The organism is Brenneria roseae subsp. roseae, assembly GCF_003115845.1.
Classification (GTDB): Bacteria; Pseudomonadota; Gammaproteobacteria; order Enterobacterales; family Enterobacteriaceae; genus Brenneria; species Brenneria roseae.
This window is the reverse complement of record NZ_KZ819026.1, coordinates 157,744-184,197: the sequence shown is the minus strand read 5'-3', so window position 1 is coordinate 184,197 and position 26,454 is coordinate 157,744. Positions and strand designations below refer to the sequence as shown.

At 49.2% G+C, this 26,454-nt stretch carries 23 protein-coding genes, 1 tRNA gene, 1 other RNA gene and 1 riboswitch; of the genes, 12 read left to right on the top strand and 13 right to left on the bottom strand.

Annotation, left to right across the window (positions count from 1 at the left end):
- Positions 1-2: 2 nt before the first annotated feature.
- From oppC to oppA, 3 genes are all read right to left on the bottom strand, one after another.
- Positions 3-911, bottom strand: coding sequence for an oligopeptide ABC transporter permease OppC (gene oppC, locus DDT52_RS08615; protein WP_136155973.1), 909 nt, complete (start codon positions 909-911; stop codon positions 3-5).
- Positions 912-923: 12 nt separating this feature from the next.
- Entirely contained in the window at positions 924-1,844 is a 921-nt protein-coding gene (gene oppB, locus DDT52_RS08610) for an oligopeptide ABC transporter permease OppB (protein ID WP_136155972.1), read from the bottom strand.
- A 180-nt stretch (positions 1,845-2,024) separates the two neighbouring features.
- Positions 2,025-3,653: an oligopeptide ABC transporter substrate-binding protein OppA gene (gene oppA, locus DDT52_RS08605; protein WP_281728905.1), complete on the bottom strand. Its 1,629-nt coding sequence runs from the start codon at positions 3,651-3,653 to the stop codon at positions 2,025-2,027.
- A 1,077-nt stretch (positions 3,654-4,730) separates the two neighbouring features.
- Here oppA and adhE point away from each other — a divergent pair.
- The gene (gene adhE / locus DDT52_RS08600) at positions 4,731-7,415 is read left to right on the top strand and encodes a bifunctional acetaldehyde-CoA/alcohol dehydrogenase (RefSeq protein ID WP_136155971.1); all 2,685 of its coding nucleotides are present in this window, start codon (positions 4,731-4,733) and stop codon (positions 7,413-7,415) included.
- 335 nt (positions 7,416-7,750) lie between these two features.
- Here the strand turns inward: adhE and DDT52_RS08595 are convergent, their stop codons facing one another.
- Positions 7,751-8,347 carry a thymidine kinase gene (locus tag DDT52_RS08595; RefSeq protein WP_136155970.1) on the bottom strand — a complete coding sequence of 199 codons (597 nt, stop codon included), beginning with the start codon at positions 8,345-8,347 and terminating at the stop codon, positions 7,751-7,753.
- 393 nt (positions 8,348-8,740) lie between these two features.
- Here DDT52_RS08595 and hns point away from each other — a divergent pair, with 393 nt between their 5' ends.
- Positions 8,741-9,148 (top strand): histone-like nucleoid-structuring protein H-NS, encoded by a 408-nt coding sequence (hns, locus tag DDT52_RS08590; RefSeq protein ID WP_009112886.1) that lies wholly within the window; start codon positions 8,741-8,743, stop codon positions 9,146-9,148.
- A gap of 137 nt (positions 9,149-9,285) precedes the next feature.
- Here hns and galU read toward each other — a convergent pair whose 3' ends face one another.
- The 3 genes from galU to rssA all read right to left on the bottom strand — a co-directional run bounded on the left by galU (position 9,286) and on the right by rssA (position 12,410).
- Complete coding sequence (gene galU / locus DDT52_RS08585; protein WP_136155969.1) at positions 9,286-10,197, bottom strand: UTP--glucose-1-phosphate uridylyltransferase GalU; 912 nt, start codon at positions 10,195-10,197, stop codon at positions 9,286-9,288.
- A 204-nt stretch (positions 10,198-10,401) separates the two neighbouring features.
- Positions 10,402-11,418: a two-component system response regulator RssB gene (rssB, locus tag DDT52_RS08580; protein ID WP_136155968.1), complete on the bottom strand. Its 1,017-nt coding sequence runs from the start codon at positions 11,416-11,418 to the stop codon at positions 10,402-10,404.
- Positions 11,419-11,501: 83 nt separating this feature from the next.
- Positions 11,502-12,410 (bottom strand): patatin-like phospholipase RssA, encoded by a 909-nt coding sequence (gene rssA, locus DDT52_RS08575; protein ID WP_136155967.1) that lies wholly within the window; start codon positions 12,408-12,410, stop codon positions 11,502-11,504.
- 134 nt (positions 12,411-12,544) lie between these two features.
- On the opposite strand from rssA, the gene DDT52_RS08570 reads away from it, so the two are divergent.
- The 4 genes from DDT52_RS08570 (at position 12,545) to DDT52_RS08555 (ending at position 14,349) form a co-directional block, all read left to right on the top strand.
- The gene (locus tag DDT52_RS08570) at positions 12,545-13,012 is read left to right on the top strand and encodes a YchJ family protein (protein ID WP_136155966.1); all 468 of its coding nucleotides are present in this window, start codon (positions 12,545-12,547) and stop codon (positions 13,010-13,012) included.
- A gap of 82 nt (positions 13,013-13,094) precedes the next feature.
- Positions 13,095-13,943, top strand: a complete 849-nt coding sequence (gene purU / locus DDT52_RS08565; protein ID WP_136155965.1) for a formyltetrahydrofolate deformylase — start codon at positions 13,095-13,097, stop codon at positions 13,941-13,943.
- Positions 13,944-14,093: 150 nt separating this feature from the next.
- Positions 14,094-14,178 (top strand) — tRNA-Tyr (locus DDT52_RS08560).
- A gap of 40 nt (positions 14,179-14,218) precedes the next feature.
- Positions 14,219-14,349: non-coding RNA, RtT sRNA (locus tag DDT52_RS08555), on the top strand.
- Between the two features lie 55 nt (positions 14,350-14,404).
- On the opposite strand, the gene DDT52_RS08550 is transcribed toward DDT52_RS08555, so the two are convergent.
- Positions 14,405-15,025, bottom strand: a complete 621-nt coding sequence (locus DDT52_RS08550; protein WP_136155964.1) for a trimeric intracellular cation channel family protein — start codon at positions 15,023-15,025, stop codon at positions 14,405-14,407.
- A 21-nt stretch (positions 15,026-15,046) separates the two neighbouring features.
- Positions 15,047-15,144: riboswitch (glycine riboswitch) on the bottom strand.
- 232 nt (positions 15,145-15,376) lie between these two features.
- On the opposite strand from DDT52_RS08550, the gene xthA reads away from it, so the two are divergent.
- Entirely contained in the window at positions 15,377-16,183 is an 807-nt protein-coding gene (gene xthA / locus DDT52_RS08545; RefSeq protein WP_136155963.1) for an exodeoxyribonuclease III, read from the top strand.
- A gap of 69 nt (positions 16,184-16,252) precedes the next feature.
- On the opposite strand, the gene DDT52_RS08540 is transcribed toward xthA, so the two are convergent.
- The 3 genes from DDT52_RS08540 to DDT52_RS08530 all read right to left on the bottom strand — a co-directional run bounded on the left by DDT52_RS08540 (position 16,253) and on the right by DDT52_RS08530 (position 19,110).
- Positions 16,253-16,543 carry a YnjH family protein gene (locus DDT52_RS08540; protein ID WP_136155962.1) on the bottom strand — a complete coding sequence of 97 codons (291 nt, stop codon included), beginning with the start codon at positions 16,541-16,543 and terminating at the stop codon, positions 16,253-16,255.
- Positions 16,543-18,462, bottom strand: a complete 1,920-nt coding sequence (locus DDT52_RS08535; RefSeq protein WP_136155961.1) for a DNA topoisomerase III — start codon at positions 18,460-18,462, stop codon at positions 16,543-16,545. The genes DDT52_RS08540 and DDT52_RS08535 overlap by 1 nt, the downstream gene beginning before the upstream one ends.
- A 96-nt stretch (positions 18,463-18,558) precedes the next feature.
- On the bottom strand, positions 18,559-19,110 hold the full coding sequence (locus DDT52_RS08530) for an NAD(P)H nitroreductase (RefSeq protein WP_136155960.1): 552 nt from the start codon (positions 19,108-19,110) through the stop codon (positions 18,559-18,561).
- A gap of 430 nt (positions 19,111-19,540) precedes the next feature.
- Here DDT52_RS08530 and sppA point away from each other — a divergent pair, with 430 nt between their 5' ends.
- From sppA to pncA, 3 genes are all read left to right on the top strand, one after another.
- Positions 19,541-21,391 (top strand): signal peptide peptidase SppA, encoded by a 1,851-nt coding sequence (gene sppA, locus DDT52_RS08525; RefSeq protein ID WP_136155959.1) that lies wholly within the window; start codon positions 19,541-19,543, stop codon positions 21,389-21,391.
- Between the two features lie 84 nt (positions 21,392-21,475).
- Complete coding sequence (gene ansA / locus DDT52_RS08520; RefSeq protein WP_136155958.1) at positions 21,476-22,495, top strand: asparaginase; 1,020 nt, start codon at positions 21,476-21,478, stop codon at positions 22,493-22,495.
- 27 nt (positions 22,496-22,522) lie between these two features.
- On the top strand, positions 22,523-23,164 hold the full coding sequence (pncA, locus tag DDT52_RS08515) for a bifunctional nicotinamidase/pyrazinamidase (RefSeq protein ID WP_136155957.1): 642 nt from the start codon (positions 22,523-22,525) through the stop codon (positions 23,162-23,164).
- Between the two features lie 60 nt (positions 23,165-23,224).
- Here pncA and DDT52_RS08510 read toward each other — a convergent pair whose 3' ends face one another.
- Both DDT52_RS08510 and msrB read right to left on the bottom strand, forming a co-directional pair.
- Positions 23,225-23,503, bottom strand: a complete 279-nt coding sequence (locus DDT52_RS08510) for a YeaC family protein (RefSeq protein WP_136156081.1) — start codon at positions 23,501-23,503, stop codon at positions 23,225-23,227.
- A gap of 130 nt (positions 23,504-23,633) precedes the next feature.
- A complete protein-coding gene (gene msrB / locus DDT52_RS08505; protein WP_136155956.1) occupies positions 23,634-24,053 on the bottom strand; it encodes a peptide-methionine (R)-S-oxide reductase MsrB in 420 nt (139 codons plus the stop codon).
- Between the two features lie 344 nt (positions 24,054-24,397).
- Between msrB and gapA the strand changes: the two genes are divergently transcribed.
- Together gapA and DDT52_RS08495 are read left to right on the top strand one after the other, a co-directional pair.
- Positions 24,398-25,393 carry a glyceraldehyde-3-phosphate dehydrogenase gene (gapA, locus tag DDT52_RS08500; protein WP_168709751.1) on the top strand — a complete coding sequence of 332 codons (996 nt, stop codon included), beginning with the start codon at positions 24,398-24,400 and terminating at the stop codon, positions 25,391-25,393.
- Between the two features lie 107 nt (positions 25,394-25,500).
- Entirely contained in the window at positions 25,501-26,370 is an 870-nt protein-coding gene (locus DDT52_RS08495) for a D-hexose-6-phosphate mutarotase (protein WP_136155954.1), read from the top strand.
- The last annotated feature ends 84 nt before the right edge of the window (positions 26,371-26,454 follow it).

Here is a 26,454-nt window from a genome sequence, read left to right as displayed (position 1 = left end):
CCTCAGCGATCTTTCGGATCAAGGGCATCACGCAGGCCATCGCCGATAAAATTAAAACAAAACAGCGTAACCACCAGAAATGCGGCGGGATAAAATAGCAGCCAGGAAGAGACTTCCATCGAATTGGCGCCATCATTTAACAATGCGCCCCAGCTGCTCAAAGGTTCCTGTGTGCCTAATCCCAGAAAACTCAGAAAAGATTCAAACAGGATCATGCTGGGAACCAGCAATGACGCATACACCACAACCACGCCCAGTACGTTTGGTACAATATGGCGCAGCACAATGCCACGAGTCGAAACGCCGGATACCATCGCCGCCTCAATGAATTCTTTACGTTTCAGGCTCAATGTCTGACCACGCACAATACGCGCCATGTCTAACCAGGAAACCATGCCAATCGCGACGAAGATCAACAACATATTCTGTCCGAAAAAGGTCACCAGCAGGATGACGAAGAACATGAACGGAAATGAATTGAGAATTTCCAGCAAACGCATCATGACAGAATCAACTTTTCCGCCCAGATAACCAGACAGCGCGCCATATAGCGTGCCGACGACGACAGCCACCAACGCGGCCGCGACGCCCACCATCAGTGAAACACGACCACCGATCGCCACGCGCACCAGCAGATCGCGACCGGAAGAGTCGGTGCCAAAATAGTGTCCGGAAGTCATATCGGGGGCGGAAGACATCATGCCCCAGTCCGTATCCGCGTAATTAAAAGGGGACAAAAGCGGAGCGACAATCACAAACAGCGTAATTAACCCCAGCACCAGCAGGCTGGTCAACGCAGCCCGATTATTGATAAAGCGCAAGCGTGCATCCTGCCAAAGACTGCGCCCCTCAATCTCCATCTGCTCATTGAAATTTTCCAATGCCTCAATATCTTTTCGATTCCAAAGCATAGCGCCCCCAACTCAGTAGCGGATTTTGGGATCGATAACCGCGTATAACACGTCAATTATCGCATTGAATAAAATGGTTAATCCGCCGACCAGAATCGTCAGGCTGAGCACCAGTGAATAATCCCGATTCAGTGCGCCATTCACAAACAATTGACCGATTCCCGGTAATCCAAAAATAGTTTCAATAACCATTGAACCCGTAATAATACCGACGAACGCCGGCCCCATATAAGAAAGGACCGGCAACATCGCCGGTTTCAGCGCATGACGAAAAATAATGCGGCGCAGCGGCAACCCTTTAGCACGTGCCGTACGAATAAAATTGGAATGGAGAATTTCAATCATCGAACCTCGGGTAATACGAGCAATACTCGCAATATAAGAGAGCGATAGCGCCACCATCGGCAAAATCATGTATCTGGCTTCACCACCGTTCCAGCCGCCACCTGGCAGCCAACGCAGCGTGATCGCAAAGATCAGCACCAGTAAGGGCGCAACGACAAAGCTGGGAATAACCACGCCGGTCATGGCAAACCCCATAACCGTATAGTCCCATTTACTATTTTGTTTCAACGCCGCCACCACCCCGGCGGTTACCCCTAATATCACCGCCAGTAAGAACGCCGCGGCGCCCAGCTTGGCTGAAACAGGAAATGACGCCGCCACCAAATCATTCACAGAATAATCTTTGTATTTAAAAGATGGCCCAAAGTCCCCCTGAATCAGCTGCAATAAATAATTGCCGTATTGCTTCAGAATAGGATCGTTCAGATGATATTTAGCTTCGATATTCGCCATCACTTCAGGCGGAAGATTACGTTCCCCGGTAAAGGGGCTGCCGGGCGCCAGACGCATCATGAAAAACGAGAGTGTAATAAGAATAAACAGTGTCGGAATGGCTTCCAGACAACGGCGAAATATAAATTTTAGCATTGCCCATACCTATAAAACCTGCTGCTATGACCGGAAAATAGACGTTGCCACTGACACGTTATTTGGCTTGCCGGGGCCTACTCAAACATCGTGTTTGCCGGCACGCTCTTGCCGCCGGCGCTCAGTTTTTAGTCTCAAATTAACAGCACGGCATGAATTTCTTCATGCCGCTTATTTTATTTAATGCTTGATAATATAAAGGTCTTTGACGTAAACGTTATCCAGCGGGTCTTTACCGGTTAATCCGCCGACATACGGTTTTACCAACCGGACATTGGCGTAGTAATAGACTGGAACAATGACCGCGTCTTTATCCAACAAGGTCTCTGCCTGCTGATAAATCACAGCGCGATCTTCTTCTGATTGCACCTGTAGGGATTTCGCCACCAGCGCATCAAACTCGCTGTTCTTATAATGCGCAGTGTTATTACTGCTGCCTGACACCATAACATTCAGGAAGGTAGACGGCTCATTATAGTCAGCACACCATCCCGCACGCGCGATGTCGTATGAACCCTGATGGCGGGAACTGAGGAAGGTTTTCCACTCCTGATTGTCCAGTTTTACCGTAACACCAATATTTTTATTCCACATGGAAGTCGCCGCGATAGCCATCTTCTTATGCAAATCAGACGTGTTATACAACAGATTCAGCGTCAGTGGTTTTTCTGCGGTATACCCCGCTTCCACCAACAGTTTTTTCGCTTCTTCATTACGTTTTTCCTGTGGCCAGGTAAACCACTCCGGCACGTCGGCTTTCAGCCCGTCAATGTAGGGAGGCACAAACCCATAAGCTGGCGTATCCCCCTGATTCTTCACTGTGTTGGTTAACATATCCTGGCTCAGCCCCAAGCGCAGCGCCTCTCTGACCCGAACATCGTTAAACGGCGCTTTCTGATTATTGATTTCGTAGTAATAAGTACACAAATAAGGATCGGCCTTCACTTCCTGAGGAATCTCTTTTTTCAACTTCTGGAAGAGTTCAATCGGCAAATAGTTATAGGTTATATCGATTTCACCGCTGCGATAGCGGTTAACATCGGTCACTTCAGAAGCAATCGGCAAATAGGTGACCTGATTGATCACCGTGTGGGCGTTATCCCAATATTGCGGGTTGCGTTCCAATACGATTTTTTCATTCACGACCCACGCTTTCAGTTTATAAGCGCCGTTTCCTACCCAATTCTGCGGTTGGGTCCATTTCTCACCAAATTTTTCAACCGTCGCTTTATTTACGGGTGACATGGCCGGATAAACCGGCAGTTTATAGAAATAAGGCACCGCTTCGGACAGCGTTACTTCCAGCGTATGATCGTCCAACGCTTTCACACCAAGGGTATCCGCTGTTTTCTTGCCGGCAATGATGTCATCAATATTAGCCAAATGCCCATATTGCAGATAGCTGGCATAAGGCGATGCCGTTTTAGGATCGGCCAGCCGTTGCCAGCTATAAACGAAATCCTGTGCCGTGACAGGGTCACCGTTTGACCAGCGAGCATCTTTGCGCAGATGGAAAGTCCACACTTTAAAATCGTTGTTGTCCCAACTTTCGGCCACGCCGGGAATCACTTTGCCGTTCGCATCCGAAATCACCAATCCTTCAAGCAGATCGCGCGACACATTCGACTCTGGCACGCCTTCTATTTTATGCGGATCCAACGAAGACACTTCCGCGCCGTTATTACGCACCAGCTCCTGTTTTTCCGCCAGTTGAACCCCCGTTGGCACATCTGCGGCCCAGGCAGTAGAAAATGAAGCCGCGACCAACATGGCAATCATGCTGACAAAAAAACATTTATTTGTTTTGATATTATTCGTTTTGTTGTTTCCCACTTTTTAACACTCCTGTCTTGTACACTATTTTTATGCACTAATTAGCAAAAAACACACCGGACTGAATATCCATCAACGCCTCAGAAAAATCGCGATTGAGACCTTTCTGACGTTGGTTTAACTGACTTGTCGTGCGTGAATAACGAAAGACTTTCCGAGGGCCCTCCTCCATTTACTCCATAAAATAGATAAAATTAACTTATCAATTGTTGCGGAATGACAACGTCAGAGCGAAGCTATCAAAAGAGAACACATCCGCCAATATTTTTAAATTCATGTTGCTGAGCTTTCTTTATAACAGTCAAAACAAGCGTTAAATAACATTAGAAAAAAAAACCATTAACCACTTGATAAATAATGTCATTTAAAATAATGCATGATTTTTAAAGCCAATAGCCAATTAACCTATTGATACAAAAAGATCTGTTCAAATCCTGACATAACGGAGAAATCATACCGGCACATGCTTATGCCCGTAACCTCCTCTTATCCTTATTTGTTACAAATTTAACAAAATACACCTCATTTACAACGCCGTAAAAGGATCGCGATCACGATTGAAAGATAATAAACCAATCAAAATGTTAAACTTGAGATATAAGAAATGTTTATACAAAGGAAATGACAGAAATGGCGCAGAAAAACATCAAGCTACAGGCAGGAGTGCGATCGAGATGAATTGTTGATAATTATTGTCAATACCTGGGTTGCTGAATGGTGTCAGCATGCCAAAATATAGATGGAGATCACAAAAACGTCATCTATAAATAGGTATGCTCTTTTCATACTCGGTTGAACGAGTGATTCTTCTTCATTTATGGCATTTTTCAAAACAATGTTTTAAAAACATGCCTTATTGACGGTTACAGTATTTTAAAAACCGGATAGTGGACTACGGAGATAAAACAAGCTCTTTGAGTCAATCAATGCGGTATAGATGGGATAAGCCAAGCTTTGCGGTTCGTTGGAAAGACGCGTTATCAGCACAGTTATCTATACTTTTTATTTAGCAGGCGATTGACTGAAAGAGTTTAACATTATCAGGAGAACATTATGGCCGTAACCAATGTTGCTGAACTTAACACACTGGTGGAGAGAGTAAAAAAGGCACAACAGGAGTTTGCCAACTATACGCAGGAGCAAGTTGATAAGATTTTCCGCGCTGCCGCGCTCGCTGCTTCGGATGCGCGAATCCCGTTGGCAAAGATGGCCGTTGCCGAATCCGGCATGGGAATTGTTGAAGACAAAGTGATCAAAAACCATTTTGCTTCCGAATATATTTATAACGCATACCAGGACGAGAAAACGTGCGGCGTTCTCTCGACCGATGACACCTTTGGCACCATTACCATTGCTGAGCCGATTGGCCTGATCTGCGGTATTGTGCCGACAACCAACCCAACGTCCACCGCGATTTTCAAAGCGCTGATCAGCCTGAAAACCCGTAACGGAATTATCTTTTCTCCGCATCCCCGGGCGAAAAACGCCACCAATAAAGCGGCGGATATCGTCCTGCAAGCCGCCATTGCCGCCGGCGCGCCCAAAGACATTATCGGTTGGATTGATCAACCGTCCGTCGAACTGTCCAACCAATTAATGCATCACCCGGATATCAACCTGATTCTGGCGACCGGCGGCCCCGGTATGGTGAAAGCGGCCTACAGTTCCGGTAAACCGGCAATCGGCGTGGGCGCAGGTAATACGCCCGTGGTCATTGATGAAACCGCCGATATCAAACGTGCGGTTGCCTCTATTCTGATGTCAAAAACGTTTGATAACGGCGTGATTTGTGCGTCAGAGCAATCGGTTATTGTCGTTGATAGCGCCTATGATGCGGTCCGTGAACGTTTCGCTTCACATGGCGGTTACATGCTGAAAGGTAAAGAGCTTCATGCCGTTCAGGCTATTCTGTTGAAAAACGGGGCGCTCAATGCAGATATTGTGGGGCAGCCTGCACCGAAAATCGCAGAAATGGCGGGCATTTCCGTACCAGCCAACACGAAAGTACTGATTGGCGAGGTTACCGTTGTTGATGAATCCGAACCGTTTGCCCACGAAAAACTGTCGCCTACGCTTGCCATGTATCGTGCCACCGATTTTAACGATGCGGTGCTAAAAGCAGAAAAACTGGTCGCCATGGGCGGGATCGGCCACACCTCCTGTCTGTACACCGACCAGGACAACCAGCCAGAACGTGTCAATTACTTCGGCAACATGATGAAAACCGCCCGTATACTGATCAATACCCCCGCGTCTCAAGGTGGTATCGGCGATCTGTATAACTTCAAACTCGCCCCTTCCCTGACGCTGGGTTGTGGTTCCTGGGGTGGTAACTCCATCTCGGAAAACGTCGGTCCGAAACACTTGATCAACAAGAAAACGGTAGCCAAGCGAGCAGAAAATATGTTGTGGCATAAACTTCCCAAATCTATTTATTTCCGTCGCGGCTCATTGCCTATCGCACTTGAAGAAGTCGCGTCCGACGGCGCTAAACGTGCGTTCATTGTTACTGACCGCTTCCTGTTCAATAACGGCTATGTCGACCAGGTAGCCACCGTACTGAAACAACAGGGCCTGGAAACTGAAGTCTTCTTTGAAGTCGAAGCCGATCCGACGCTGAGCATTGTGCGCAAAGGCGCAGAGCAAATGAACTCCTTTAAACCGGATGTCATCATTGCGCTCGGTGGTGGTTCCCCGATGGATGCGGCAAAAATCATGTGGGTAATGTATGAACACCCCACGACCCATTTTGAAGAACTGGCACTGCGCTTTATGGATATCCGCAAACGCATCTACAAGTTCCCGAAAATGGGTGTGAAAGCGAAGATGATCGCTATCACTACCACGTCCGGTACGGGTTCCGAAGTTACGCCGTTTGCCGTTGTGACCGATGATGCCACCGGGCAGAAATATCCATTGGCTGACTACGCATTAACGCCTGATATGGCCATTGTCGACGCCAATCTGGTGATGAATATGCCGAAATCACTGTGTGCGTTTGGTGGTCTGGACGCCGTTACCCACTCACTGGAAGCCTATGTCTCCGTACTGGCGAATGAATATTCCGACGGTCAGGCGTTGCAAGCGCTGAAACTGCTGAAAGAATATCTGCCGGCCAGCTATCGCGACGGCGCAAAAAATCCAGTGGCTCGCGAGCGTGTTCATAACGCAGCGACCATTGCCGGTATCGCTTTTGCCAACGCCTTCCTCGGTGTTTGTCACTCTATAGCGCACAAGCTGGGTTCCGAGTTCCACATCCCGCACGGCCTGGCGAATGCGATGTTGATCTGCAACGTTATCCGCTATAACGCGAATGATAACCCGACCAAGCAAACCACGTTCAGCCAGTATGACCGTCCTCAGGCCCGCCGTCGTTATGCTGAAATCGCTGATCATCTGCGTCTGACCGCACCGAGCGATCGCACCGCGCAGAAAATTGAGAAACTGCTTAACTGGCTGGAAGAAATGAAGACCGAACTGGGCATTCCAACGTCTATTCGTGAAGCTGGCGTGCAGGAAGCTGATTTCCTGGCGAAAGTGGATAAACTGTCTGAAGATGCGTTCGACGACCAGTGTACTGGGGCTAACCCTCGCTATCCGCTTATTTCTGAATTGAAGCAAATTCTGATGGATACCTACTATGGTCGTAAATTCTCTGAAGATGCGGCGAAAAAAGAGGTTGAAGCCGCTGCCCCCGCAGCAAAAACCGTGAAACAACCGAAGAAAGTCACCAGTTGATTCATGACATGTTCAACAGTCTCAAATGAGGCTGTTGGCTCTGGTTTTATCGCAATGCCCTGCTCATGCAGGGCATTTTCTTGCTGACGCCAATATCGCCGTATTCACGCCATCGCCTTACAAAATCGATTCTGCACAGGTATCATCCCTGCTGTGCCGTGTTCCATTCCTTCTGTCGGTTAAAACGCTCACATAACGCATCCCCGCACGCTTCAAGACGTTTTATCGCCTGACCCAGGAGGAGATGCCATATTCAGGCACAAGGCTGCCTTATTAAAATGAGGCGCTTCAGCAATAACGACAAATTGATGCCCCCCTCCAATCATGTGCTAACCTTATTCGCTTTCAATTCTGCTCATTCCCAGTGCGATTTTATGATGTTTTCTACAGACGGAAACATAGCTTTCATTACCACCAATCACGACCTGTTCACCTTCACGCAGCGGATTACCCTGAGAATCCAGACGCAATACCCGGTTCGCTTTACGCCCACAGTGACAAACCGTTTTAAGTTCAATCAATTTATCGGCCCAGGCTAATAAATAATGGCTTCCCGAGAACAATTCACCACGGAAATCCGTTCGTAAGCCATAACACAATACAGGGATATCTAATTGATCCACCACATCAGAAAGCTCGCTCACTTGTTCACGGGTCAAAAACTGACATTCATCAATTAATACGCAGTGAATAGGCTGGGCCCGATGTTCTTTCGCCAGCAGGCTAAATAAAGGCGTCTGCGGATTAAACAATAAAGCAGGAGAAGAAAGACCGATACGCGAACTCACTACCCCAACACCATGCCGGCTATCTATTTCCGCAGTGAACACCAGCGTCCGCATGCCGCGTTCCTGATAGTTATATGAAGATTGCAATAGCGCTGTGGATTTCCCTGCATTCATTGCTGAATAATAAAAATAAAGTTGAGCCATACTCAGGAGGCCCTCCCAAAGATAGGTTATATCATGTCTTATACCGGTTAAACTTTATTGTAACAACCTGCCTTTGGGCGATGCAATGCGCTATTACATTCTCCCCCCGATCGAGCCGCAACTATTGATAACTATTGAAAGATAAAGATTCCTTATAACAACAATGCATGGCTCAATAACCTATCCGTACACATTTGTTGCTGAAAAAATGACGAAAAAAATGTATTTCTTATCGTGACTGACGTATTTTATATTCAAGCCGCACCGTGTGTGATATCCGTTTTAAAATTGGTAATTTTTAACAAACTTACAAATTTGACTATTGCAGAAAAGAAAATAGCACTCTATTATCACACTACACGACACCAATAATATAAATTTGAGATTATCACAATGAGCGAAGCACTAAAGATTCTAAACAACATCCGTACTCTGCGTGCCCAGGCTAGAGAATGTAGCCTGGATACTTTGGAAGAAATGCTGGAGAAACTGGAAGTCGTAGTTAATGAGCGGCGCGAAGAAGAAAGCCAGGTTCAAGCAGAAGTTGAAGAACGTGCACGTAAATTACAACAATATCGCGATATGCTGATTGCCGACGGTATTGATCCCAACGAATTATTACAATCTCTCGGTTCTGTAAAAGTTGCAGGGAAAAGCAAACGTGCTGCCCGCCCTGCAAAATATCAATATACCGATGAAAACGGCGAAGTAAAAACCTGGACCGGCCAGGGCCGTACACCTGCAGTAATCAAAAAAGCTATCGAAGAACAAGGCAAATCCTTAGACGATTTCCTGCTTTAATCCAGCTTTAAAATAAAAAACGCAGATACCCTTGGTTTTTACCGAGGGTATTTTTTTGTCAAAAAAACGGAAGGATATAGAAGAAAATTTATGCTCTCCATTTGTGGAATAAAACAGAGAGCAAGCGTTACCGGGTATTAATTCTCTTCGGCGTCAATCGTATCCTGCAACCACTGGGTAAACTCGCCACCCAGGCTCTCATGGCGCATACCGTACTCTACGAATGCCTGCATATACCCTAATTTGTTACCACAGTCGTGGCTTATGCCTTTAAGGTGGTACGCTTCCACTGTTTCTTTTTCCATCAGCATGGCAATAGCGTCGGTTAGCTGAATCTCATTACCGGCACCGGGAGGCGTCTTTGCCAACAGAGACCAAATATCCGCAGAAAGAACATAACGGCCAACAACGGCTAAATTAGACGGCGCTTCTGAGGCTTTCGGTTTTTCAACTACGCCAACCATCGGTGCGCTATCACCCGCCTTTAATTCCACGCCTTTACAATCAACAACACCGTAACTGCTAACGTTTTCAACTGGCTCTACCATAATCTGGCTATGGCCGGTTTCTGAAAAACGCCGCAACATTTCACTCAGGTTATCTTTCTTCAGATCGGACGCATATTCATCAATAATCACATCAGGCAAAATAACGGCAACCGGTTCATCCCCAACTAATGGATGCGCGCATAAGACAGCGTGTCCTAATCCCTTCGCCAAACCTTGACGAACCTGCATAATGGTAACGTGTTTAGGACAAATAGATTGAACTTCCCGGAGTAACTGACGCTTAACGCGTTTTTCCAACATGGCTTCCAGTTCAAAGCTGGTATCAAAGTGGTTTTCAATCGAATTTTTAGAAGAGTGTGTAACCAAAATGATTTCATTGATCCCGGCAGCAATACACTCATTAACCACATATTGAATTAACGGTTTATCTACCAAAGGCAGCATTTCCTTAGGAATCGCTTTCGTCGCCGGTAGCATGCGCGTTCCTAACCCCGCAACCGGGATTACCGCTTTTTTTACTTTCTTATTAACAATCGACATAAACAACCTCTTATATATTGTTCAAATAATGAACTTTATTTGTCCGGTCTAAAAACTGGATGAGTATAACCAGTTTAACGCGGTAGCGCTTGCCCGACGTTATAACTCAATAAAAAATAAGATCACTATGTATATAGTAGAAAATAAAAAATAATAACGGAAGGCTAACATTGTCTGGAGAGAGTGACCTGCATATCTATCAGATTATTCTGTAGACAGCATAAGTCGTAAGCGTCCACCGCCACCCCATATCTGACATTGCCAGGCATCGCAATTGTGATTTAACTGATTGAGGTAAGCGACATCAAGCGTGCCTAACGGAACACCACTATTCAGGAAAATCTGATTGCCATCGACATTTAATGTGGCATTCAAACCGGCGGATATGAGGATCAACCGTTTTAATTCACGATGATAATAACCCACCAGCAATGGGAAGCGCCCTTCCAAACTTGCTTGCCGTAACAACTGATTCACTTGCTTTAATAATGTTGGTAAATACGGCAAGCGATGCTGCTGATTAGCCAAATGCTCCTGAAGCAGTCCATTAAACAATGTTCGAAGTAATAATGCTGCTAACGTTCCGTTATTATTTACTGCCTGAGTGACATCCAGACAGTAAAAAGCCAGGTCCTCTTCCGAGAATGCTGCAATATCCAAAACCAGACCCGGCTGTTCGGCAACCGTCAATTGGCGATAATTGATACGACAGTGTGCAAGCGTCTGTTGAACCGGCGGTTGTAACTGCGCCAGCAGCTTTGCAACAGCATCAGGGGATTGATTCAGAGAGTCCATATCCTCCATTAACTGTTCAAGCTCGTTTACCGGGGATGTAAACATGTCCGGATACAGACAGGACATCACAACCTCACGCAAGCGGGCATAATCACGAATCGGTTTGAGCAGTACATCCTGAACCCCAAGGCGCAGTACTTTCGCGACATCCGCCATCTGGCTGGTGGCCGAGATTATCAATATCGGCGTCGTGTTGTCCTTCAAGCGCATATGCTCAAGAAATTCAATGCCTCCCATCATCGGCATTTCCAGATCGCAAATTATCAAGTCAGGTCGGTGATGTTCCAAAACACTCAATGCTTCCAGTCCGTGGACAGCCTCTGACACCGAGGCACCAAGCGTAGTCAGATAACCAGAAAGCACGGAGCGGAAAACGGCTTCATCCTCAATGATTAAAACATGTTTACCCGCTAATGGTTGTTCCATCCGTTACCTCTTGCTTCAAACTCTTCATATTCAGATTTGCTTATTGCCATCGCTTAAGTGATTGACGCAGCCTGTACAGGGTTTCAGTGCGATTGATTAACCAGAGGCAACAATTCATCACGTTTCTTCTCCACCGCCTGACGACCGGCGTCTATCGCTTCCTGCGCCCGATGAAAATCCAGAGTGGCAATCTGTGGGCAATAAGGTCGCAGCAGCACATCTGGAGGATCACCAGCCATTCGCGTCATCTTCAGTCTGTTTTCCAGAATCTGGATCGATGTGCTCATGATGTCCATCGCGGTTGGCGAAACCTTCGTGCGATGACGTCGCCCTCGTAATAACCGTTCGCGGATTTTACTACGCCAGTCATTTGGCTCAATGTCAGCGTCACCCTCTGCCGCCATTGGCTTGACCGATAACAGATCTTGATGATTAAGGCTGGCATCCTGCTGCAGATCCACCGCAATGACCACATCGGCTCCCATCGCGCGAGCCAGAGAAACAGGAATGGGGTTCACGACTGCGCCATCCACCAGCCAGTAGCCATTAAACCAAACGGGAGACAATAAGCCCGGCATACTGCAAGATGCCCGAATCGACTGGTGCAAGTCCCCTTTCGTTAACCAGAGTTCGCGCCCAGTGCTCAGATTGGTTGTTACCGCACCAAATTTAATAGCACACTCTTCAATCTGCTGCGTACGTAACAAGTGCTTTACATTGTTAAATACCCGATCGCCACGTAATAACCCGCCACGTTGCCAGGAGAGATCCATTAATCGAATGACATCCCAGTAGCCAAATCCCGACACCCAGCGTTCCATTACCGCCAGATTATGCGTGGCATACGCGGCCCCTACCAGGGCGCCGACAGAACAGCCCGCCACGATATCAACCCGAACACCCAGTTCGGTAAGCGCATTAATGACACCAATGTGGGCCCATCCCTTGGCAGCTCCGGAACCGAGTGCCAGACCAATTTTTACCTGTCGCATGGTTGAACTCCATGTATTTTCATTTTAGCCCACATTGCTACTTCCAGTGCTTCTTGGTTAACATATCGGCATCCTGAGTAAGGATCTCACTATTATCTATCAGGTTTTAAATTAAATTTTCTTCAGGAGACGCTGTGCCAGAATTTTGTCCTTGTTGCAGCGGTTTGCAGTATAGCGCATGCTGCCAGCCGTATCTTGGCAACACCCGTGTCGCCATTGATCCCCAGACGTTAATGCGTTCGCGTTATACGGCCTATGTCAAACGCGATGTGGACTATCTGGTTGCGACCTGGCATCCCGATCATCAACCCGAAAAATGGCGTGATTCCATCGCGGCGAGTAGTCGTGACACCTGCTGGCTTGGACTCAATATATTGTCCACCGCGCCTGGCAAGACGCAAGACGAAGGTTATGTCGAATTCGCCGCTCGCTATACGTCGGCGACAAACCAGCAGGAGACCGGGTTGATGCGGGAACGCTCACGCTTCCTTCGCTATCACGATCGCTGGTACTATATAGACGGTATTCATCTGCAAACTGGCAGAAATGAACATTGTCCATGCGGTTCCGGCAAAAAATACAAAAAGTGCTGCGGGCAATAAGCAAACACATTAACCGCAGTGAGTTCCGGCACTGCATTAACATACGATCGTTATTTTAGTTTTGGACAGGATCCACGCTCTCATGCAATCCCAGAATATACAAAGAAAAGTGTTACGAACTATTTGCCCTGATGCCAAGGGACTTATCGCAAAAATTACCAATATTTGTTACAAGCACGAACTTAACATCGTGCAGAACAACGAGTTTGTTGACCACCGCACTGGCCGTTTTTTCATGCGCACTGAGCTGGAAGGTATTTTTAACGATACGACCCTGTTGGCCGATCTTGATGGCGCACTCCCTGAAGGCTCTTCTCGTGAATTAACCAGCGCAGGTCGCCGCCGTATTGTTATTCTGGTCACAAAGGAAGCTCACTGCCTGGGCGATTTGCTGATGAAAAGCGCTTACGGCGGACTGGATGTCGAAATTGCCGCGGTAATTGGCAATCACGAAACGCTGCGTACGCTGGTTGAACGTTTTGATATTCCCTTCCATTTGGTCAGCCATGACGGCTTTACCCGCGAAGAACACGATCAACACATGATTGCGCAGATCGATCAGTACAAACCGGATTATGTCGTTCTGGCAAAATACATGCGGGTGCTGACCCCGGCTTTCGTTCAGCACTATCCGAATCAGGTTATCAACATTCACCATTCGTTCCTGCCAGCGTTTATCGGCGCGCGTCCCTATCATCAGGCTTATGAGCGCGGCGTAAAAATCATTGGCGCAACAGCCCACTATGTCAACGACAACCTGGATGAAGGCCCCATTATCATGCAGGACGTGATCAATGTAGATCATACCTACACCGCTGATGACATGATGCGTGCCGGACGTGACGTTGAGAAGAATGTGCTCAGCCGTGCGCTTTATCGCGTACTGGCGCAGCGTGTTTTCGTTTACGGAAACCGCACCATCATTCTTTAATTCGCTGATCGGACATCGCTTTTGTATAAGGACGCCTGGCATAAAAAATCGGCAAACGCGTTCATTTTTGATATATCCAGCTTTACAGAGGCGCGTCATTTGATATGATGCGCCCCGCTTGAAACAAAAGCATCTTGCAGCAAGGCCAGTGGTGGGGTTCCCGAGCGGCCAAAGGGAGCAGACTGTAAATCTGCCGTCACAGACTTCGAAGGTTCGAATCCTTCCCCCACCACCATTCCATAACACTTCTGGATTAAACTCTCACGCCAGCACTTTATATTCCCGTCAGGGGAAGGTGAGAACCTTCGACTAAGGTTCGACAAAACCGGTACGGTTTTGAGCAACGCGTCAGCGTTGACCCGCAGGGCGAGGTGCGAAGCACCGAGTTATCCTTCCCCCACCACCATTCCATAACACTTCTGGATTAAATTCCCACCATCAGTACTTCATCAAGTTGCCGATCAACTTTTCCAGCTACCTGGCATATAAGAGAAAACCGGGAGCTGCCATGACCAGCGAATTGCCGCCAGCCGTACGGATAGTCCGATGGTGAAGGAGACCAGCAGGTTGATGTCATGGTTCACATTCAGGGCTTTCAGACCAAGGTATAACAAGGCCACCAGCAACGATACGCTGGCATAGAGTTCTTTCCTCAAAACCATCGGCGTTCGGTTACAGAAGATATCGCGCAGAATACCGCCAAAAATACCCGTCACAATACCTGCCATGACCACTACCGTGGTGGAGTAATTTAATCCCTGAGCGACATTGCAGCCGATAACGGTAAAAGCGATCAGCCCCATCGCGTCCAGTACCAGAAACAGACGATGCAAATGATGCATGACTCGCGCGATAATAATGGTGAAAAGGCCTGCGCCAATGGTGAGATAAATATAACCGGCGTGTTGCGTCCAACCGATGGGATAATTGCCGAGAAGAATGTCACGAACCGTACCACCGCCAAGCGCGGTGATAAACGCAATCATACCGACACCAAAAATATCCATATTGCGTCGGCCGGCAGCCAACGCGCCAGACATTCCTTCAGCCGTGATCGCGATCAGATAGATGTAAGTAAGCACACAAATTTTCCTGTGAAATGTGCCCCTCCCTCTGTCCGTTTTACCTGAGAGTTTACGCGGCATTCGCCGCTTGCCCCTTCGGTGGGTTGTCGCAACAACCTCTCTCCAGTTGGCGTCAATGGAATTCGCAGTATGCAGGCCTGAGCGATTATGGGAGTTTGCGCCTTCGGCGGAGCATCGTCTTTTGATGCTCACTCTCCTGCGAGCTGCGGAGTATACGGTCTCCACGCGCCCGGTTCAACCAATCATAGCCGAATCTTATTGCCAGAAAGCACAGCGGTCGCGCTGTCGTGACGTGCGGCCTTAATTTCTGCTACCATCTGGAAACATTTTCATTGAACGGCAGCTAACATGAAAGTTGTTTCTTTTAATATCAATGGGCTGCGGGCTCGCCCTCATCAATTGGCCGCAGTTATCGAACAACATCAGCCAGACGTCATCGGCTTGCAGGAAACAAAAGTCCATGACGACATGTTTCCACTTGAAGACGTTAGTCAATACGGCTATCACGTTTTCTATCACGGACAGAAAGGCCATTACGGCGTGGCGCTGTTGTGTAAATCCGCACCCGTCGCCGTCCGGCGCGGTTTTCCTACCGATGACGTCGATGCGCAACGGCGTATTATCATGGCGGATTTTGCAACCGAACACGGTCTGCTGACGGTGGTAAACGGCTATTTCCCCCAGGGGGAAAGCCGCGATCACCCCATCAAGTTTCCTGCGAAAACTCGTTTCTATCAGGATTTGCAGCACTATATCGAACAACATCATGCTGCCGATCAGCCGTTAATCGTGATGGGCGATCTCAATATCAGCCCAACCGATCTGGATATCGGCATTGGGGAAGATAATCGTAAACGCTGGTTGCGTACGGGAAAATGCTCGTTCCTGCCGGAAGAGCGCGAATGGTTGGTCCGCTTACAGTCCTGGGGGTTGACCGATACCTTCCGCGCCGCCAATCCTGAATGTAACGATCGTTTTTCGTGGTTTGATTACCGCTCTGCGGGTTTTGATACTAACCGGGGATTACGCATTGATTTGATACTGGCAAGTCGGATGCTGGCCGAACGCTGTATTCAGACGGGTATCGATTATGATATCCGGGCGATGGAAAAACCCTCCGACCATGCGCCGATATGGGCGGAATTTACTCTATAACAACCGGGCAGTTGCGGTATCCCTGCCGCAACTGCTTGATGTTTTCCCAACTATAACAGGCGGCGCCCTTCACTGTTTGATCAATTGCCAAATCAGATTGTTAGTCCCCAGCGTCTGTTTATCGCGTACGCATTGCAAAAGTACGCCCTCTACTTTTAGAACCGCCCCTTCCGAATAGTTTCGGTTTTCATAAACACAGCAGCGCATACAGTTAGTATTCTGTTCGCGTGCGGCAGAGCCCGCCCCCCACACTTCGGCGGGGACCGGCACCACAATATCCGGACCTCCGCGATTGGCCTGAACCATTGACGGCAGTGCTAAAACAGCACTGAGAATAAACCCAGAAACTCGCCATCTCATTAGTCCTGCTCCTTCCTGTTAGACTGCGGCTTGCGCCGTTTTTTACTGCCGGCCGGCGGTGCTGAAATCCCCCTGAACGCACTGACAGTTCGGTTTTGTCTGGCCTGGTGAATCATTTCCTGCAACGAATGGGTCAGCGGCTGCATGAAATCCTGATAACGGCATTTCTTTTCACTGATTTGCGTCAATGTAGCTTCCCAATGGGCCGTCATATCCGGCAGCGCCGCGCTATCCGGCAGTGAATGGATCAACGCTCTCCCGGCTTCGCTGGCATGAATATAACGTCCTTTTTTGAACAGAAATGTCCGTTTAAACAGCAGTTCGATGATCCCGGCACGCGTCGCCTCAGTGCCAAGACCATCGGTAGCGCGCAGGATTTTTTTCAGTTCCTTATCCTGCACAAATCGCGCAATGCCGGTCATTGCCGATAGCAATGTCGCATCAGTAAACGGTCTTGGCGGCTGAGTCTGCTTTTCAACAACTTCGCCACGCTCACACAGCAGTTCGTCACCTTTGGCAACGACGGGCAACGGCGATCCCTCATTCTCTTCATCTCGTTCCTTTCCGCCCAGCAGGGTTCTCCAGCCGGCTTCAGCCAGAAAACGCGCTTTCGCCACAAATTTACCACCGACAATGTCCAACTCAATGACACATTTGCGAAAAACCGCGTCTGGACAAAACTGCATGATGTACTGCCGCGCAATCAGTCCATAAACCTTGCTCTCGTTATCCGACAACGTCGTGCCGGCGCTCCGGGCCGTTGGGATAATCGCGTGATGCGCATCCACTTTGCCGTCATCCCAACAGCGATTACGCCGTTCGATATCCATGACGGGCTGAGGCAATAACGCCGGCTGATGCACCGAAATGGCATTCAATACCGCATGACGTCCCGCAAAATGCTCTTCAGGCAAATAACGACTGTCCGAACGCGGATAGGTGATCAACTTGTGGGTTTCATACAGTTTCTGGCAAATATCCAGCACCTGTTGCGCACTGAGACCAAAACGCCGGGCGGCTTCAATCTGTAGCGTTGACAACGAATAGGGCAACGGCGCAGTTTCAGACTCGCGTTTATCATTATAGCTGGTGACAAAAGCCGGCTGACCATCGATACGCTTGACAACGTGTTCGGCTAACGCCCGATTCAGCAATCGCCCTTCTTCATCCTGATAAGGCTCACAAGATTCGCTGGGCTGCCAGATCGCGACAAATCGTTCGTCAGCAGGTGTAACAATATGTGCTTTAACCTCGAAATAGTCTTTGGGAACAAAATTCTCGATCTCTTCATCCCGTCGCACAACCAGACCAAGCACCGGCGTCTGAACCCGGCCAACCGACAAGACGCCCTCATAACCCGCATTACGCCCAAGCAACGTATATGCACGGGTCATGTTGATGCCATAAAGCCAGTCAGCCCGGGAGCGGGCCAACGCCGACACACAGAGCGGAATAAATTCCCGATTTTCCCGCAATCGTGAAACCGCGCGCTCGACAGCCTGCGGGTTTAAGTCGTTGATCAGGCAACGGCGCACCTGATGACGTTTCTCCTCCGGTAACGCAAGGTATTCCAGCACTTCGTCGACCAACAGTTGCCCTTCACGATCGGGATCGCCCGCATGAATAATTTCGTCGGCGTCTGCCAGTAATTTTTTGATGGCATTAAGCTGCTTGCTAACCGATGGCCGGGGTTGCAGCAGCCACTTTTGAGGAATAATAGGTAAATCGGCTAATGACCAGCGCGCATAGCGCGCATCATAAACATCCGGCTGCGCCTGTTCGAGCAGATGCCCGACACACCAGGTGACAACATCACTCTGCCCGCAGGCAATAAAACCGTCACCGCGCCGATGCGGTTTAGGCAGCACATCCGCAATTGCCCGCGCGAGGCTGGGCTTTTCGGCAATAAAAAGTCGCATTACGCACCGTTGCGCTGAAAGAGCGTTTCCCGGCGCTGTTTTGCAAAACGATGCAAATCATCCGCCAGGAAACACGACATCTTCAATTGGCGCTTATCAGAAATACTGAACAAATTTTTCCGCGTCGAGCGGCGTGACCGTCGTTGACGCCTTCAATAGCGGTGTTCCCAGATAGAGGAATCCGACGATTTCATCCTGCTCGCGGCACTGAAAAGCCTCACGAACGCGCGGGCTATGCGTCCAGGCACCGCTGCGCCAGATACCATTAAAGCCCTGAGCCAGCGCGGCCATCTGCATTGCCTGAACAGCGCAACCGGCCGAAACGATCTGTTCCCAAAGCGGGACTTTAGGATGTTCTTCGCAATGCGCCACGATCGTAATAATCAGCGGTGCGCGGAAAGGCGCCTGTTGTGCCTTATCAATACCGGCTTCGTCCATACCTTCATCTTTAGCCGCAGCAGTCAGCACGGCACTAAAGCGCGTCAATCCTTCCCCCTCAATGACAAAGAATCGCCAGGGTTGCATCGTGCCATGATCCGGCGCACGCATTCCTGCCTGAATGATATTGCTCAACGCCTCCCCCGCGGGTGCAGGTGTTATCAGGCGCGAAGCCGAACGCCGGTTGAGTAACAATTCGAGAGCATCCATCGCACATCTCCTGTATGGCAATCTGATTTCTGAAATATCCCGTTCACTTTCAAGTCACTGGTGCATGCGCTTCCCGCGGCTTGAAATCTATTGGGTATAGGGCAACGTTGCGCGCCACGGTAGCATAAGTAGAAGTTTTGTTACAAGATTGCCCCATGCCAGGGTGTTTCGGGTATTATTTAATACTGACTTTTTGTTGTTCGCTCATTAGGATACTAGAAACCTATCTCAATAGACTAAACTGTCACAGACAGTTTAAACACGGATAGCACGCAGACAAAAATGCGCAACATTTTGGCCGGATACCGTCCTTTCTCCGGACGCGCGGAACCCGTTAGCGGGTGTATACACTGCTATCCGGTGTCAAAATGCGCCGTAAATGGCCTTATGGGATAGATTTTAAGCTGTTTTCCCCGATCACGGAGATACTATGCGCACATTGTGGCGAATTTTTAGCGGACTTTTTAAGTGGACATGGCGTCTGCTTAATTTTATCAGAGAATTTATTCTCAACATTTTTCTTATCGCTCTCATTCTGATCGGCGTCGGAATTTATTCACAATTCAACGGTTCTCCCGCAGAAACCACGCGTGGCGCATTGCTGGTTGATTTGACCGGTGTGGTTGTCGATCAACCCTCGGTAAATAATAAATTGCGTCAATTAGGCCGCGAATTTTTCGGCGCATCCAGCAATCGTCGCCAGGAGAACTCACTGTTCGATATTGTCGATAGTATTCGTCAGGCGAAAAACGACGACAATATTACCGGCATGGTGCTCGATCTGAGCGATTTTTCCGGTGCCGATCAGCCGTCATTGCAGTATATCGGTAAGGCATTACGCGAATTCCGTGACAGCGGTAAACCGATTTATGCCGTTGGCGACAGCTACAACCAGTCACAATACTATCTGGCCAGCTTTGCCAATACCGTTTCTCTGACACCACAGGGCAATGTTGATCTGCACGGTTTGGCGACCAACAACCTCTACTTCAAATCTCTGCTGGATAAATTGAAAGTCACGACCCATATTTTCCGGGTGGGTACTTATAAATCCGCGGTCGAGCCCTATCTGCGTGATGATATGTCCGACGATGCCCGGGAGGCTGACGGCCGCTGGGTCAATGCGCTATGGCAACAGTATCTGAATACCGTTTCCGCCAATCGCCAGATTACCCCAGAGCAACTGTTCCCCGGCGCTGCCGGCGTGATCGCCGGGTTGCAGGCCGTTCAGGGCGATACGGCAAATTATGCCTTGCAGAATAAACTGGTTGATGAAGTGGCTTCCCGTTCAGTTATCGAGCAAACGCTGGTCAAAGCGTTTGGCTGGAATAACAAAACGAACAACTTCAATTTCACCAGCATTTACGATTACGCGCCTAAACCGCCAGTGCAGAATAGCAATCAGATCGCGGTTATTTTTGCCAATGGCGCGATTATTGACGGACCGGAAACACCGGGCATGGTTGGCGGTGATACCACGGCGAACCAGATCCGCAACGCGCGTCTGGATCCTAAGGTGAAGGCCGTTGTACTGCGAGTAAACAGCCCCGGCGGCAGCGTCACCGCATCCGAACTGATTCGCTCCGAACTGATGGCCGTTCGTCTGGCAGGTAAACCGGTTGTCGTTTCCATGGGCGGCATGGCGGCATCGGGCGGCTACTGGATTTCAACGCCGGCTAACGCGATTATTTCCAGTCCGAGTACGCTGACAGGCTCCATCGGCATTTTTGGCGTCATCAATACGTTTGAAAACTCACTGGACAACATTGGCGTGCATACTGACGGTGTTGCCACTTCGCCATTGGCCGATCTGTCGGTAACCAAATCGTTGCCCCCTGAATTCAGTCAGATGATGCAGATCAGCATTGAGCGCGGTTACAAAAACTTCATTGATATCGTGGCCCAGGCCCGTAAGAAAACGCCGGAGCAAATCGATCACATTGCTCAGGGACATGTCTGGGTCGGCAGCGATGCGAAAGAAAACGGCCTGGTCGACCAACTGGGCGACTTTGACGATGCCGTGAAGAAAGCCGCGGAACTGGCGAAGCTGGGGCAGTATCAGTTGAACTGGTATATGGAACAACCCAGCCTGTTTGACGCCATGTTGAATCAGGTTAATGCGTCTGTTTATGCCTGGTTGCCGGTCGCGATTCAGTCAATGCTGCCCGCGCCGGTGGCGCAGTTGGCCGAAGCCGTACATTCGCAACCTTCTATCATGAATAATCTCAACGATCCGCAGAACAGATATGCCTTGTGCCTGAACTGTGGAGAAGTTCGCTAACCAGCAGCAGCCCGGCATGAATGCCGGGCTGTTTTCCTTGTATCGTTTCTCTATAATCTTGTTTTTATCCTTGTGCGCACATCTATGCAGAAAAAATCTATTTATGTTGCCTATACCGGCGGCACTATCGGGATGCAACGCTCCAGCAACGGTTATATTCCCGTATCCGGACATCTCCAGCAGCAGTTGGCGCAGATGCCGGAATTCCATCGTTCTGAAATGCCCGCGTTTACTATCCATGAATACTCCCCGCTGATTGACTCTTCCGACATGACGCCGGCAGACTGGCAAACTATCGCAAATGATATTCAGCAGCATTACGACGAGTACGATGGATTTGTCATTCTGCACGGTACCGACACCATGGCCTTTACGGCATCAGCGCTCTCGTTCATGCTGGAAAATCTGGCCAAACCGGTTATTGTGACAGGGTCACAAATCCCTTTAGCTGAACTACGTTCGGATGGGCAAACCAATCTGCTCAATGCACTCTATGTCGCGGCCAACCATCCCATCAATGAGGTGGCCCTCTTTTTCAACAACAAGCTATTACGCGGCAACCGGACGACCAAAGCGCATGCAGATGGCTTCGATGCGTTTGCCTCTCCCAACTATCCGCCGCTGTTAGAAGCCGGGATCCATATTCGCCGTCTGGCCCCTGCCGCATCTTGTGAGAATTGTCCGCCGCTGAAGGTCCACAACATAACGCCGCAGCCTATCGGGGTAATCACCATCTATCCGGGTATTTCGGCCGATGTGGTGGGTAACTTCCTGCGCCAGCCGGTCAAAGCGCTCATCCTGCGCTCTTACGGCGTGGGCAACGCTCCCCAGAGTCCTGGTTTGCTGAATGAGTTACGTCAGGCATCAGAGCGCGGTATTGTCGTGGTGAACCTGACCCAGTGTATTTCTGGACGGGTAAATATGGGCGGTTATGCTACCGGCAACGCACTGGCGCAGGCCGGCGTCATCAGCGGCTTTGATATGACGGTGGAAGCAGCCCTGACCAAACTGCACTATCTGCTAAGCCAGCAGGAACTGAGTCCCGACGAAATCCGGCAACTGATGCAGAAAAATTTGCGGGGCGAGTTAAGCGATAAAGACTGAACATTAAGTCAATCACGGAGTTAAACCATGAACAGAGCACTGTTATTGATTGATTTACAAAATGACTTTTGTCCCGGTGGTGCATTGGCCGTCAACGAGGGCGATCGGGTCATTGAGATTGCCAATCGCGCTATCAGCGCCTGTCTGCCAGCCAACATCCCGGTGATTGCCAGTCAGGACTGGCACCCTGCCGATCACGGCAGTTTTGCCGTTAATGCCCATGCGAACGTAGGCGAAGTGGGAGAACTGAACGGTTTGCCGCAAATATGGTGGCCTGTGCATTGCGTACAAGGCGAAGCGGGTGCGCAATTCCATCCTGCGTTAAATCAACAGGCCATCACCTGGGTCGTTCAGAAAGGAACTCAGTCCGACATAGACAGCTACAGTGCATTCTTTGATAACGGACATCGCGCCGAGACCGGGCTCGACGGCTGGCTAAAAGCGCGAAATATTACCCATCTGACCGTGATGGGGCTGGCAACCGATTACTGTGTGAAATTCAGCGTGCTGGACGCGCTTGCTCTGGGGTATGAAACCGACGTGCTGATCGACGGGTGCCGCGGGGTAAATCTTAGCCCTGACGACAGCCAGAATGCCTTGCAGGAGATGGAACAGCACGGCGCCAGGCTGCTCGACCTGAAGCAGGTTATCGCCAGCCTGACCGCCTGAGTCGCCACGCATTATTGCCGGGGAATAACGCTTTGCTCCGGCATTTCATGATGTCCGGGGTTATTGCTGAGGTTTGAGCTTGATAATAGCAGCGTCGTCATTGAACTGTTGCTTGAGTTGTTGCTTGCTTTTCATCACGATCTCGCCGTTGGTTCCGATCGTCATATGTTCCGCCTGCTCATTATGACGAGCTTGCCACATCATCACCATTTGCAGGCAGTTCTCTTTTTGCTCTGCCGATAACGCGACGCCATCAGGCCATTTTCCCAATTCTACCGCCGTTGCCAGCCGCTGATAAATTTCCGGCGTCATTGCCTCAATCAGGTCATCAAGTTGCATATCCTGGTCCTGCAAAGTGAAATATTTATGGGTGTTGTCCGGCGCTGACATATCCAAATCAGCATTTACAGCTGAATCGTTTAAAGCTAAAACGGGCGTTTCCGGCCGGGCAGCACCAGTATATAGCGGATTAACCGTCGACTCTCCCGCCATCAACATCGTCAATAAAGCTGAGTGAGGCAGAATTTACGCAGTAGCGTTCTCCCGTGGTTTTAGGACCATCGGGAAAGACGTGTCCCAGATGCGCGTCACAATGCCCGCAGCGAATCTCAATGCGGTGCATATTGTGCGAATCATCGTCAAGGTAGCGAATCGCTTCCGACGACACGGGCTGATCAAAACTCGGCCAGCCACAGCCAGAGTCATATTTATTATCGGAATAGAATAACGGCGACTGACAGCAGAGACAGTGATATATGCCGGTCCGTTTATTATGCAGCAATTTGCCGGAGAAAGCCGGTTCAGTGCCCCGGAACTGTGTGACATAACGTTGAATTTCGGTCAGATCAGCGTCATCTGACGGCGTTTGCCGGGTGGGATCGTTTGTCATGGAAATCTCGCAAAATGTGTCATCTATCAAAATAATCACTAATTATAACAAAAAATTAACAACCTTGCAGGCCATTTTGGCTTAATATAAACACCATTATCATGAACAATACTCAATTGTGACAAATGTCACAATTTTGAGTAAATCGGGCTTTATATGATGTATTACGCCTTCATATCAGTCTTAGATGTTCTTTAGTTACAGCAAAGGTGGAATTTCGTTCAAAGGTTGGTCATAGGTTTGACTTACAGCAACTATTGACACGATTCCGCTTGACGCTCAGCAAGGTTTTTGTAATTTTACAACCAACCTTTTATTCACTAACCAATTAGCTGGTGGAATATATGACTATCAAAGTAGGTATCAACGGTTTTGGCCGTATCGGCCGTATTGTTTTTCGCGCTGCACAAGAACGTTCTGACATCGAAATCGTTGCCATCAACGACCTGTTAGATGCCGAATACATGGCTTACATGCTGAAGTATGACTCTACTCATGGCCGTTTCAACGGCACCGTTGAAGTTAAAGATGGCCACCTGGTTGTTAACGGTAAAACCATCCGCGTCACCGCAGAAAAAGATCCAGCTAACCTGAAGTGGAACGAAGTCAACGTTGACGTTGTTGCTGAAGCAACGGGTATCTTCCTGACTGACGAAACTGCACGTAAGCACATCACCGCCGGCGCCAAGAAAGTGGTTCTGACTGGTCCGTCTAAAGATGACACTCCGATGTTTGTTATGGGCGTAAACCACAAGGCTTACGCAGGTCAGGAAATCGTTTCTAACGCCTCTTGTACCACTAACTGCCTGGCTCCGCTGGCTAAAGTTATCAACGACAACTTCGGCATCGTTGAAGCGCTGATGACCACGGTTCACGCTACCACCGCGACTCAGAAAACCGTTGACGGCCCGTCTCACAAAGACTGGCGCGGCGGCCGCGGCGCGTCTCAGAACATCATCCCGTCTTCTACCGGCGCGGCTAAAGCCGTAGGTAAAGTCATTCCTGAGCTGAATGGTAAACTGACCGGTATGGCGTTCCGCGTTCCTACTCCGAACGTCTCTGTTGTTGACCTGACTGCACGCCTGGAAAAACCGGCTTCTTACAAAGAAATCTGTGCGGCAATCAAAGCAGCGTCGGAAGGCGAGCTGAAAGGCGTTCTGGGCTACACTGAAGATGACGTTGTTTCTACCGATTTCAACGGCGAAAAACTGACTTCTGTATTCGATGCCAAAGCAGGTATCGCACTGAACGATAACTTTGTGAAACTGGTTTCCTGGTACGATAACGAAACTGGCTACTCCAACAAAGTATTGGATCTGATTGCTCATATCTCTAAATAAGTATCGATGATGATTCGATGATGAAGGGCGGCCATGTGTCGCCCTTTTTATTTGCCGCCTGACGAGCATTTATTTGCTTATGAACAACAACCATAAAAGGCAATATCATGAACGATAAAATCTTCAAACTTCCCATCACAAAACAAATTACGCCTACCATTAGCCAACGTCAGTTGGACCAGTTACCCGCCATTGTCGTTGAGCATCCACAGGTTCGAGCCGCCGTTACGCTACAGGGCGCACACCTGTTGCGCTGGCAGCCAACCAATGAAGCGCCGGTTCTGTGGCTGAGCGACAACACGCCATTCACCGAGCATGTGGCTATTCGCGGCGGTGTGCCCATCTGTTTCCCCTGGTTTGGCCCGTTCGCCGAACCTAACCACGGTTTTGCACGTCTGTTGCCATGGGAGTTTACTTCTCACAGCGAAGATGGTGATGGCGTTCAACTCGCCTTCACATTACGTGACAACGAGCAAACCCGCGCCGTCTGGCCGCATGAATTTACACTGATAGCCCGTTTCCATTTGGGGAAAGAGTGCCGCATTGAGCTGGAAGCGCACGGGGACTACAGCATCACCAGCGCATTGCATACCTACTTCGAGATCGGCGATATCAGCAAAATCAGCATCAGCGGATTGGGTGAGCAATTTATCGATAAAGTTAATCAGGGCAAGCTGTCTACAGCGCAAGGCGATCTGGTCTTTACCGATCGGACAGACCGGATTTACACCCATCCGCAGTCCATTAGCGTGATTAATGACCCGGCGCTGCAACGCACAATTGAAGTGCATCACACTCACCACAGTGATGTCGTATCCTGGAACCCCGGCGCAGAACTGTCGCATACCATCAGCGATATGACAGATGACGGCTATAAAACCTTTGTGTGTGTAGAAACCGCACGCATTAATCAGCCATTCACCGCCAGCGTCCAGTCTCCGGCACGATTGACCAGCGTTATTCGTATCAAGAAATAACGACGCCGGCCATTTTTCTAATTGCCAGCGTATAACGTACACCTCCCCCATCATCTGGCTCAGGTGATGGGGTTGATGTTTACC